Below are 11,581 nucleotides of genomic sequence, written 5' to 3' on the forward strand. Positions count from 1 at the left end.
CTCAGGCCATGCCCACGCCCATGTCCGCGAGGAGTTGCAATGCCGCGCACCCTGATCCGCAAAGACCCCAGCAGCTTCAAGACCCTGCAACTGTTTGTCGAAGCCAGCCAGGAAGGCCTGAGTTACCAGGGCCTTGGCATGCCGCTGAACTTCAGCCAGATGCTGGAAAAGCGCAAACCTGTGGTTGTGGCCGACAGCCAACGCTTTGCCGTGGAACTGGCCAACCTGGGCGTTTCGGTGCGCCTGACCCTCAGCTGGCAGGGCCGCGAATACTGGGTACTGGTGCGCCAGCGTCGCGCGGATCGTGGCGATGTGGTGCTCAAGCTGATCTCCGGCTACGTGCCGGCCCATGAGCTCAACCTGCCGCTGCTCACTGCAATTCAGGAAGTGGCCGAAGAATGCCTGCTGGAGACGCCGGAAGGCTGGCTAAGCGGGCGCTTTGGCGACACTTGGCTGCCAACGCCCTACCAGGGCAGCCTGCGCTACCGGGAAACTGCACACTTCAGCCTAAGCCCGCTGTCCGGCGCGGCGCGCCCAGTGCAATGCGGCAACCTCAAGCTGCTCGAACGCCCACGCGCCTATGTGCACCTGCCAACCGCTTCGCTGCAGCTGGTCTACGACCTGCGCCTGGATTTGCCCAAGGAAACACGTCAACTCAGCCTGCTGCATGTCGATGAACACCTGGAAGATGGACAGCTGATCGCACGCCTCAACCGCGCGAGGCCCGATCTGTTTCTGATTCCGCTGGACCAGGGCCGGCCGACCGCCGAGCTGCTGACCCTAAAGCAGGGCCAGCTCTCACCCGCCAGCACTCGCGGTCTGTGGCTGGCCGAAAGCTTTGCGCCACAGGATGGCTGGCTGGTGCGCGAAGAGCGGATTCGCTGGAAAGATTGGCTGGCGCAGACACAAAAAAGCCCCGCCTAAGCAGGGCAAAAAGGGATTTCAGGTAAGTGGGCTGGATTCACCCAGCCCACTTGAATAACTACTTCAATTCGCTGGAGCTCTTGCCCAGCAAGCGCCTGGCGACGATAAGCAGTTGGATCTGCTGGGTGCCTTCAAAGATGTCGAGAATCTTCGAGTCGCGCGCCCACTTCTCCAGCAGCTCATCCTCGCCGTAGCCCAAAGCGCCAGCCAGTTCGACGCATTTCAACGTCACCTCGTTGGCCACTCGCCCGGCCTTGGCCTTGGCGATGGAGGCCTCCTTGGAGTTGGGCAGTTTATTGTCGGCCATCCAGGCGGCTTTCAAGGTCAGCAGGCGCGCGGCCTCCCATTCGGCCTCCAGGCGGTAGAGGGTCGCCTCGGCATGGCTGACGCTGAGCAGCGGCGTGCGGTAATCCAGCTTGCAGACTTTTTTCAGCAGCTCGCGGGTACGATCCAGCGAAGCCTTGGCCACGCCCACCGCCATCCCGGCGACCAACGGACGGGTGTTGTCGAAGGTTTCCATCACCCCGGCAAAGCCCTTCTGCACGTCGATCTCCGGGTTGCCGAGCAGGTTGGCCGCCGGCACGCGGCAATCGCTGAAGCTGATCGCGGCGGTGTCCGACGCCTTGATGCCGAGCTTTTTTTCCAGCCGCGTCACGGTCATCCCCGGCGTGCCGTGCTCCACCACGAAGGACTTGATCGCTGCACGGCCGAGGTTCTTGTCCAGGGTGGCCCACACCACCACGGCGTCGGCACGCTCGCCGGAAGTGACATAGATCTTCTCGCCGTTGAGCACGTAGTGATCGCCATCCTTGATCGCCGTGGTACGGATCGCTGCCGAGTCTGAGCCGCAGCCCGGCTCGGTAATCGCCATGGCCGCCCAGGTACCGCCGAAACGCGCCAGCTGCTCATCATTGGCCACCGCCGCAATCGCTGCGTTGCCCAAGCCCTGACGCGGCATGGCCAGCAGCAGGCCGACATCGCCCCAGCACAGCTCCATCACCCCGAGCAGGGCCGACAGATTGCCGCCATTCTTGATGCCTTCCTGCTGCTCGCGGGCCGCACCGCGCTTGCTCGCGGAGGTGGCACCGATGGCGTCCGGCGATCCGGCGTTCATGCCATCGAGCAGCGCCGCAAGCAGGTCCAGCTCCTTGGGATAGGCATGCTCGGCCTTGTCGTATTTGCGTGAAATCGGCCGAAAATAGTTTTCCGCCACCTGATGGGCCTGATTAACCAGGCCACGGAATTTCTTTGGAGTTTCTAAGTTCATCGTGATGCGCCCTTAGAGCTGGAGACCGCCGGCCATAATCGCCAGCGCACGCAAGTCGCGGTACCAGCGCTCGGCTGGATGTTCTTTGGTAAAGCCGTGGCCACCGAGCAACTGTACGGCGTCGGTGCCGATCTTCATGGCCTTTTCGCTGCACAGCAGGCGCGCCAGATAGGCTTCACGCTGGAACGGCAAACCCTGCTCGGCGCGCGAGCACGCTCGCCAGACCATCAGGCGCATAGCGTCGAGTTCCACAGCCATATCGGCGACCATAAAGGCCACACCCTGGCGATGGCTGATCGGTTCGCCGAAGGCCACGCGCTCGTTGCAATACGGCACCACATAATCCAGCGCCGCCTGCGCTGTGCCCACGGCCAGGGCGCACCAGGCCAACCCGGCGTAATCGAGAAAACTCTGGTAGTTGAAATGCTCAGCGGCCAGTCGCGCCTCAACCGGCACCTTCACCCCATTGAGCCGCACGCGCGCGGTACTGCCGGCCTTCAGGCCCATGGCCGGTTGCGGGCTGCGCTGCAGACCTTTGGCGCCCGCCTCGACGATAAACAGCGCAGGGCCGTCCGCCGCCTGCGCCGCGATGATCAGCTGGCTGGCATCCAGACCGCGCAACACCAGGCTCTTCTCACCGCTAAGGACGTAATGCTTACCGCGCTTACGTGCCCGAGTCGCCAACTTGTGCGGATCAAACAACGGCGTCGGCTCATTGACCGCAATGGCCATCACCGGTGCAGGCTCCTCAGCGACAAAGGCCGGTAGCCAACGCGCCTGTTGCGCGGCATTGCCCCAACGGCGGATGCAGTTGGCCGCCGACAAGGGCACCAACAAAGCGGCTGCCAGGGACAAATCACCTTTGCCCAGCGCCTCAGCGATCAGCGCATTACTCAGGGTAGTGCGCTCGCCGGCCATACCGCCCTGAGCCTCGCTGACCGCATAGTGGGTCAGCCCCAGCTCATGTGCCTGGTTGAGCAACGCCGCCGGCAGCGCAGCCTGCTCATCGGCGTCATGGGCCAACGGGCGCAGCACTTCGCTGGCGAAGGCTTCGAGCATCTCCACCAGCATCTGCTGCTCATCGGAGAGGGACAGATCGAACAAGGCGTCCGGGTCAGCCGGGCGCGGCAACTTGGCGACTTTGCCCGCACGCTTCGCAGCGGCGCGAAAGCTCGCACGGCTGCCGGTATAGATCAGTTTTTCGAAGGGTTTGCGCAGCTTCAAACGGTCCGGCCAGTCAGCCTGGGCGACTCGATTCAGCACTGCCAGGGCACGGCCCTGTACGTCGGAACTCATGGCATCTCACTCCATACGGGGGATGCCACGGATCATGCGCGCGGTCAGGGCAAGCGCCTATGACCGCGCCGACGCGCTTGACTGGCAAAGCAGCCAGTCAGTACGGAAGGTTACTTGCTGCGTATCTTCTCGACGATAGCGGTGGTGGAACTGTTTTCCACCAGCCCCAGCACGCGCACTTCGCCGCCGTAGGCGCGGACGATATCACCACCCACCACGCCCTCGATGCCGTAATCACCACCCTTGACCAGCACATCCGGCTTGACCGCGCGCAGCAGGTTTTCCGGGGTGTCTTCAGTGAAGCTCACCACCCAATCCACCGCGCCAAGACCGGCCAGCACGGCCATGCGCCGATCCACGGCGTTGATCGGCCGACCCGGGCCTTTCAGGCGGCTGACCGATGCGTCGTCATTGACCGCCAGCACCAGACGATCGCCTTGCGCGCGCGCCTGTTCCAGATAGGTGACATGCCCGGCATGCAGGATGTCGAAGCAGCCATTGGTGAAGACAATCTTCTCGCCATGGGCGCGAGCGTCTTCGATGGCCAGCAGCAATTGATCGAGGCTCAGCACACCGCGCTCGGAGCCGGCATCACGCTGGATTGCGCGGCGCAATTCCGGGGCACTGATCGCTGCAGTACCTAGCTTACCGACCACAATACCGGCAGCCAGATTGGCCAGCGCCACCGCATTCGGCAGTTCCTCGCCCGCTGCCAGACTGGCGGCCAGGGTAGAAATCACCGTATCGCCCGCACCGGTCACATCGAACACTTCACGAGCACGCGCCGGCAGGTGCAGCGCCGGGTGCTCTGGGCGCAGCAAGGTCATGCCGTGTTCGCCACGGGTCACCAGCAATGCGCCCAGCTCCAGCTCCGCCATCAGTGCCGCGCCCTTGGCCACCAATTCGGCCTCGTCACGGCAATGACCGACGATGGTTTCGAACTCGTGCAGGTTCGGCGTAATCAGGCTTGCGCCACGATAAATGGAGAAGTCTTTACCCTTGGGATCAGCCAGCACGGCAATGCCTTTGCTTCGCGCCAGTTGCACCAATGCCTGATGGTTCTGCAGCGCGCCTTTGCCGTAGTCCGAGAGAATCAGCACTTTGATGCCGTCTAGTTGCGCTTCCACGCTCGCAGCCAAGGCGGCGCAGTCTGTGCGGAACGGCTCTTCGAAGTCCATGCGCAGCAACTGCTGATGACGGCTCATCACGCGCAATTTGACGATAGTCGGCTGGTCTTTGATCGTCTGGAAGAAGGTCTTTACGCCAACCGCCTGTAGGCTGTTGCGCAGGCTTGCGGCGGCTTCATCCTCACCGGTCACGCCGATCAAGGTGGCCGGTGCGCCGAGGGCGGCGATATTCAGCGCGACGTTGGCAGCGCCGCCCGGACGGTCTTCGATCTGCTCGACCTTGACCACGGGCACCGGCGCTTCAGGCGAAATCCGCGAAGTGCCGCCATGCCAATAACGATCGAGCATGACATCGCCCACCACCAGAACGGCGGCCTGGTCGAAACGCGGCATGGACACTTTCATAAACACTCCAGAAACGGCAGAACAGATTGCCGGGGATCATAACATTGGCAGGCCACTGCGCTGGCTAACCGCCGAGCGTGCGCACCCAGAACAGTTCATGGCGGCGCACCGCCTTGCGGAAGAATTCGTCGTCGCCGGTAGCGGGCCAGCGCCGCCCAACCAGCACACGCTGAATCCAGCGACGGATAAGCCGTTTAAGCGGCAACGGACCTTGTAGATCGTGCTGCATGGCCATCGCCATGGCTTTATCCAGTTGTTGCGCGGCATCCAGGCAAGGGCTCCACAGCCCATCAGCCGGTAGCGCCTCAATGGCCGGCGGCAACGCGATACCAAAACCCGCCGGCCCCATGGGCCAGCGGTCGTTATCGTGCAGGTGGTTGGCGTACAGCAGCAGCGTTTTCGGCTTCCAGCTACTAAGCTCAATTGCTTCTAACAGCGCTTGGGTGCTGGCAACGTGGTCGCTGTGCGGGTCCAATTGCGGGTGCGGGGTGACGACAACCTCGGGCTGGTAGTGCTCAAGCGCAGCCACCAGATCAGCCAGCAGATTGCGCCAACTGGGCACACCATCGGCATCACCGGGCAACGGCAGGGCATTGTTTCCCCGCACGCTACGAATATCCGCTTCACCGGACTCACGCGAACCAAATACTTGCTCAGGCTGCGCCTGCATCGCCGGCAACTGTAGGCAGTAGTAGCCAAGCTGCAGGCACTGGCTTTGCGGCACACCGCCCCATAGCGGTACCGCCAGGCTGTCCCAGGCACGCAAACGGCCCTTGAGCTGCGCAGCAGCCGCTTGCTCCAGCCCCAGTTTTTGGTAGGACTCAGCTTCAATTTCGCCCTGCGTAAGGGTCAGGATGCTGACCTCACGCGCCCGGCTGTATAGGCCAAACGCGGCCAGTTCGGCGTCGTCGGCGTGCGGCGCGACAATCATCAAACGCTGCTCGGCGTAGTCCGGATTGAGCTGCGCATGGAGCGTGACATGCGGATCCAGGCGGCAAAACCGGCCACGCAGCGACAACTTGCCCTGCGCCAATAATTCGCCCTGCCCGGACAGGTTCAGGTATCGCCGTCCGTTCACGCCCCGCTCAAAATCCTGCCGGTCGTTGCCAATCAGCACATAAGGATCGAACCAACGGCCCAGCCAGCTGGCGTTTATGTGCACCTGCAGAATCAGGGTATCTGCCGCCGCCACTTCGCCTTCCAGACTCACGTAACCGGCATCAATGTGACCATTAACGGTACGGGTCGGCTCGGCAAAGGCGTAGCTGTAGTCATCGCTGGGCGAATAGAACAGGTGATCGGCAAACCAAGCCTCATGGGCGACCCAGCCGAGCAATAGGAGGACCGGCACCCACCACCAGGCGACCAGTACGCCGACGAGCGCCAACCCAGCAAGGGCCAACAGCAACGCGATGCGCTTTTGCCGGCGATGACGCTTGAGCAGGATCTGTTTACGAGCCGACATGATCAAACCTGATAAACCGCGACGCGATTGCACCAGCGGTCTTTGTATTCGCGGTCAGCCCGGCCGAAGGAATAGCGCAACGGCTTGCCCAGCGCGCGAGCTTCACTCCAGGCGGTCTGCGTATTGATAAAGCTCAGCACGCTGCCAGGGCTGAACTCGCGATTTTGCGGATCAACCCCGCCGTTGATGTATTCCAGACTGACCCACTGCGGCGCCTCGACACGGTACAGCACTTGAATCGCCACTGGCTGGTCGTTCAGGTAAATCAGTGAGCCGGTCATAAAGTCGCGCATCAGGCTGAATACCTCGGCCAAATGCGCCTTGCCAGTGGCTTCAAAACCCCAGCGACGCTGAAAAAGATCGGCATAAATTACCGCCTGCTCGGCAGCGGAAAGCTCGAGCATCGGCCGAATCACTCCGCCCGCCTCTTCCAGCAAACGCTGCTCACGACGCTGGTTGTAGCGGAATTTCTTGCTGTATTCCTCAGGCTCGCGCGCCAGAGCCAACCCCTCGGGCTGCTCACGCAAGGTGCTGATCGCGTCGGCATTTAGCATTGAAATATACCGACCGCGATGACGCAGCGAGACATTGGCTGAAGGCGCCACTGGAAGAATCAATTCCGCATTGCCAAGGTCGAACAGGCCGCGCTTGCCTTGCCGCTTGAGCACATCCTTGGACAGCGCCAGATGCCGCCCCCAGGTCGGAATCGCCGCCTGCAGATCGCCACCGACAAACCAGCCGAGATAGCGAACAGGCACGCCCGCCAAGCCCGCCAAGCGCTCCACTACCTGAGGATGGGTGGCCACACTGCCGCCAAAACGTTGCCAAGCAGCGGCGTACTCAGATGCCTCGATGACCGCCCAGCCACGCTCGCGCCAGGCGCGCAAATGACTGAGCATCAGGCGCTCGGGTCCAGGTCCAGGCCTAGGTCAGCATCCTCGGCAAAGTCCCGGGCATGCAGTCGCGCGTAATAGCCGTTCAACGCTAGCAACTCGCGGTGAGTTCCACGCTCGACAATCTGCCCCTGGTCCATGACCAGAATCAGATCGGCCTTTTCGATTGTGCTTAACCGATGGGCAATCACGATGGTGGTGCGCCCCTCAACTACCTTGTCCAACGCAGCCTGAATATGCCGCTCGGACTCAGTGTCCAGCGCAGAGGTGGCTTCATCAAGAATCAGCAATGGTGCGTCTTTGAGCAGCGCCCGCGCTATTGCCAGACGCTGACGCTGACCACCTGAGAGCAATACACCATTTTCGCCTACCAGCGTGTCGTATCCCTGCGGCATTTTTTCGATGAACTCAGCCGCGTAAGCGTCTTCAGCGGCACGCTTGACGGCATCCAAGGGTGCATCGATCAAGTCACCATAGGCGATGTTGTTGCGCACAGAGTCATTGAACAGCGTCACATGCTGGGTCACCAGGGCGATGTGACGTCGCAGGTTGCGCAGCGTGTAATCTTGAACATCCAGGTCATCAAGCAGAATCTGGCCATGCTCGTGGTGATAAAACCGCGGAATAAGGCTCGCTAGCGTAGATTTGCCACTGCCTGAACGCCCAACCAACGCCACCATCTGCCCAGGCTCGGCGACAAAAGATATGTTATCGAGGACGGGTTTTTCGCTGGTCGGATACTGAAAGCTGAGATTGCTGACTTGCAAACGACCAGTAACCCGCTCGCGCTCCTGGGTGCCCTGGTCAACTTCAGGTTGCTCATCCAACTGCTCGAAAATACTCTCAGCTCCCGCGACTCCTTTTTGAATAGTCGAACTCACCTCTGAAAGCTGACGAATTGGCTTGGGCAGTAATCCCGCCAGCGTGATGTAAGCCACTAAATCACCTGGGCTGGCTTCTCCACGCAGCAACAGCACCAGAAACATCAAAACAGCCATGGCACTATAAATTACCAGTTGAAGACTCGGGGTGTAGATAGCGCCTGTTTTAACCATCTTCAATTGTTTAAGACGATTATCTTCGCTGGCTGTTTGGAAGCGTTGCTGTTCATAGCCCTCGCCACCAAAGCTACGCACAACCCGATAACCCTGAATTGTTTCAGATGCAACATGGGTAACATCGCCCATTGCCACTTGAATCTTTTTACTTTGTTTACGAAATTTCTTACTCGTACTGGATACCATTAAACCAATAACAGGCAGTATCGCAACCATCACCAGGGTGAGTTTCCAATTCATCCACAGCAACGTTGCGAAAAGAAAGACGACCGTCATCCCCTCACGCACCACCACCTTGATCGCATCTGTAGCGGCGCCCGTGACCATGGTGACGTTGTAAGTGAGCCTGGAAATCAGGTGACCTGAGTTGTGGCTATCAAAATATCGATTCGGCAGCGTTAGCAGGTTGTTGAATAACGCGATGCGTAAATCCTGAACCAAGCCCATAGAAACTTTGGCCAAGTAAAAGTTCCCGAGGAATGAACCTACACCCTGCCAAAGAGCGATTAGTACAATAAGCAGCGGGACTGCCTGAAGCAGTTTGAGCTGGGCGAGCCAGGGCGCATGCTCTTGCATCCAAGGTACGCCAGAAAAAAGCCCAACATTGGGGTCACCCAGGCCATCCACAAAGAACTTGAGGATGTAACCAAGCATTGGCTGAGTTGAAGCGAAGATCAGAAAACCAACAATACTGATCAAAAACATACCGATGTACGGTTTTACGTACCCCAGCAATCGAAAGTAGACTTTCAGGCTACTCGGCTGGGCCGCGTCATCTTTCACATCACTCATCAATCAACTCGCTTCAATACAGACGGGCCGCAGTTTATCACTGTGCGGTTGTGCAACGAGGGCAAGCGTTAGCGCCAGCGGAAGCCAGATTACAAACCACTCAGCCCTCGGGGTCCCCCATAGACTGGCCGCATCAAACTGAAGCGCCGCCAACGAGACAACCAGCGTTCCGAACACCAGCCGTCCATCAGCAGAAAAGCGATGTTGCCAAGCAATATGCAATGCGCTTAACCACAGACTGATCCACAGGGCCACACCAGGTAATCCCAGCTCAACAGCGACATGAGTGAAACCATTGTGCGTGTGGTCGAACCCCTCGGGGTAGTTAAATGTCACAACGCGATAGTCGGTGCCGATGCCTAATCCGAGAAAAGGGTTTTGCAAGAACATGTCGAGACTCGCCTGGAAAATTTCCGGACGGTACGACAGGCCGCGCGCAAGGATGAGCGGTGCAAACAGCTCATAGCCTACCCAGCAAAGAAGCCCTATACCCGCACCACCGAGCCACACAGCTCGCCCGCCACGAAGCAAAAGCAGGGCAAAAATACCAGTAATCAATGCCAATACTGCTCCGCGACTTTGACCTAAGAAAATAAACGCCAGAGCGAACAACATCAGCGCGCCCCAAAGGACATTGGGCCAAACACCCGAGGGTTTAAAACGTCCACCCCAAATCACCACCAGGGCCATCACGTAAGCCCCGAGAATCGGATGCCCAATTTGCCCAATGCCATAAAGCCTGGCCATGAGCGGCTGCATATCGCGAAAATAAAACAAGTAAATACTCGTTATGCCAGCAAGCGCCAAACCTACAGAGGCAATCGCCAATCCATGCCAGAGCCGCTCAGGATACTCAAACGACAGCAACGCCAGAGAAACAAGAAAAACTCCTACGTAAAGCACACGCTTAAACTCTCTTGCTGGCTCCTCAGCACCAGTCCACAAAGTACTCAACGCGGCCCACGCCAAGAAGAGGACTAAACACGAGCAGAACAACCGACTTTTTCGCCAAATTTCCAGTAGATGATTGTGAAAAATAACCATCGCTAGCAGGCCGGGCAACCAGAGCAACGCCACCAGCGCTTGCTGATAGATTTTATTGCTGGGAGCCCATGCAATACCCATCAAAAACCACAAATAACCACACGTTATCAGCAGCATTATTCCTGTCGCTTGAATCCTCAACATCAACTCCCAACGCCCTGGGCACTCAGTGGGCGGATGAACCTAAAAAGGGGTATTCTATGCTGTATCTACCAAACGATGCCTCATGCAATGAATGCCACCCCACAACTTGTCTATCTCGCCTTCGGCGCAGAAATTTACCAACGCGAGGCGGTTTTCAGCATAGCCAGTGCGCTTGCCCACTCTGCCTCCTGCGTCAGCGACCGAAAGTTTGAGATTCAGGTCTTTACCGACAACCCAGAGTTTTACGCGAGACTCCCCGTATCGACTCACGCCATAGCTACCACCTGGGACGGGCCTCATCGCTACCATTTCAGGATCAAGCACGCGGCCTTGCTTGATGTCCTCAGTGAACATCAAAAGGCCGTATTGATTGATACTGACACGTTTTTTCGTGCCTCTCCTGACTCACTGTTCGAGCGCGTTACCGGTGGTCATCTGCTCTGCAATGCTATCGGAGCCCCACTCGGCGAATCACCATCGCTTCCTGAGCAGTCAGTTAGCTACCTCGCGCAGACAGGACTGTTGCAGACAAATTTACGCCAGACGAACTCTGGCGTAATCGGCCTGACCACGGCTGATAAAGGTGTTCTCGTGCACTCCATTAAGCTAATGGATGACCTGCGCCCCCTGGCTCCGGAACTCTACACGTTAGAAGAGCTCAGCTTGGCTCTGGCGGCGCATGGAAAGCTGCATCTCAACGGTTGCACCGACCTCATACATCATTATTGGAGCCGCAAGGCGCAGTTCAGGGCCAAAATCCAAGCGTGGCACTCAAAGCATCACGATGAACCGCTTAGCAAAACAGCCATGGCAGATGTAATGCTCGTGAATGATCGCCTGCCAAAACCACCGCAGCCTTACCGGGGCTGGCAAAAAGGTGTGACTGCTCTAATCGATAAAGAGCGCAGACAATTTATACGAGAGCTGCTTTATGGGTGCCATGACTACTCAAATGAGTTCGATAAAGCTTGTGCAGTGGCGTGGTGGGATAAAGCATTAGTCAATCTTGAAGAACGGCAGGGACAACCACTGAGCAGCGAGCATATGACGCTATGGCTGGCAGATCCGTTGTTAAAACTGTTAGCAGGCCGCCACTACAACACCATGCGGGCCCACCTACTAAGCCGCCTCAAGGCCAAGCAGGTCGTTTAAGGCTAAGGACACAC

General features: G+C 58.8%; 9 protein-coding genes. 2 read left to right on the forward strand and 7 right to left on the reverse strand.

Annotation, left to right across the window (positions count from 1 at the left end; translation table 11 throughout):
- Positions 1-39: 39 nt before the first annotated feature.
- Positions 40-924 carry a metal ABC transporter ATPase gene (locus HCI85_RS06180; protein WP_167143074.1) on the forward strand — a complete coding sequence of 295 codons (885 nt, stop codon included), beginning with the start codon at positions 40-42 and terminating at the stop codon, positions 922-924.
- Positions 925-982: 58 nt separating this feature from the next.
- On the opposite strand, the gene HCI85_RS06185 is transcribed toward HCI85_RS06180, so the two are convergent.
- From HCI85_RS06185 to HCI85_RS06215, 7 genes are all read right to left on the reverse strand, one after another.
- Positions 983-2,191 carry an acyl-CoA dehydrogenase family protein gene (locus HCI85_RS06185; RefSeq protein WP_167143077.1) on the reverse strand — a complete coding sequence of 403 codons (1,209 nt, stop codon included), beginning with the start codon at positions 2,189-2,191 and terminating at the stop codon, positions 983-985.
- 12 nt (positions 2,192-2,203) lie between these two features.
- Positions 2,204-3,487 carry an acyl-CoA dehydrogenase family protein gene (locus HCI85_RS06190; RefSeq protein WP_167143080.1) on the reverse strand — a complete coding sequence of 428 codons (1,284 nt, stop codon included), beginning with the start codon at positions 3,485-3,487 and terminating at the stop codon, positions 2,204-2,206.
- Positions 3,488-3,597: 110 nt separating this feature from the next.
- A complete protein-coding gene (gene hldE, locus HCI85_RS06195) occupies positions 3,598-5,019 on the reverse strand; it encodes a bifunctional D-glycero-beta-D-manno-heptose-7-phosphate kinase/D-glycero-beta-D-manno-heptose 1-phosphate adenylyltransferase HldE (protein ID WP_167143083.1) in 1,422 nt (473 codons plus the stop codon).
- Positions 5,020-5,083: 64 nt separating this feature from the next.
- Positions 5,084-6,484, reverse strand: coding sequence for a PIG-L deacetylase family protein (locus HCI85_RS06200; RefSeq protein WP_167143087.1), 1,401 nt, complete (start codon positions 6,482-6,484; stop codon positions 5,084-5,086).
- Between the two features lie 2 nt (positions 6,485-6,486).
- A complete protein-coding gene (locus tag HCI85_RS06205) occupies positions 6,487-7,383 on the reverse strand; it encodes a GNAT family N-acetyltransferase (RefSeq protein WP_167143090.1) in 897 nt (298 codons plus the stop codon).
- On the reverse strand, positions 7,383-9,227 hold the full coding sequence (gene msbA, locus HCI85_RS06210; RefSeq protein ID WP_167143094.1) for a lipid A export permease/ATP-binding protein MsbA: 1,845 nt from the start codon (positions 9,225-9,227) through the stop codon (positions 7,383-7,385). The genes HCI85_RS06205 and msbA overlap by 1 nt, the downstream gene beginning before the upstream one ends.
- Positions 9,228-9,230: 3 nt before the next feature.
- A complete protein-coding gene (locus HCI85_RS06215) occupies positions 9,231-10,415 on the reverse strand; it encodes an O-antigen ligase family protein (RefSeq protein WP_167143097.1) in 1,185 nt (394 codons plus the stop codon).
- An 87-nt stretch (positions 10,416-10,502) separates the two neighbouring features.
- Here HCI85_RS06215 and HCI85_RS06220 point away from each other — a divergent pair, with 87 nt between their 5' ends.
- Complete coding sequence (locus HCI85_RS06220) at positions 10,503-11,567, forward strand: hypothetical protein (RefSeq protein ID WP_167143100.1); 1,065 nt, start codon at positions 10,503-10,505, stop codon at positions 11,565-11,567.
- Positions 11,568-11,581: the final 14 nt, after the last annotated feature.

This window comes from Pseudomonas sp. OTU750018 (assembly GCF_011636575.1).
Lineage (GTDB): Bacteria > Pseudomonadota > Gammaproteobacteria > Pseudomonadales > Pseudomonadaceae > Aquipseudomonas > Aquipseudomonas peli.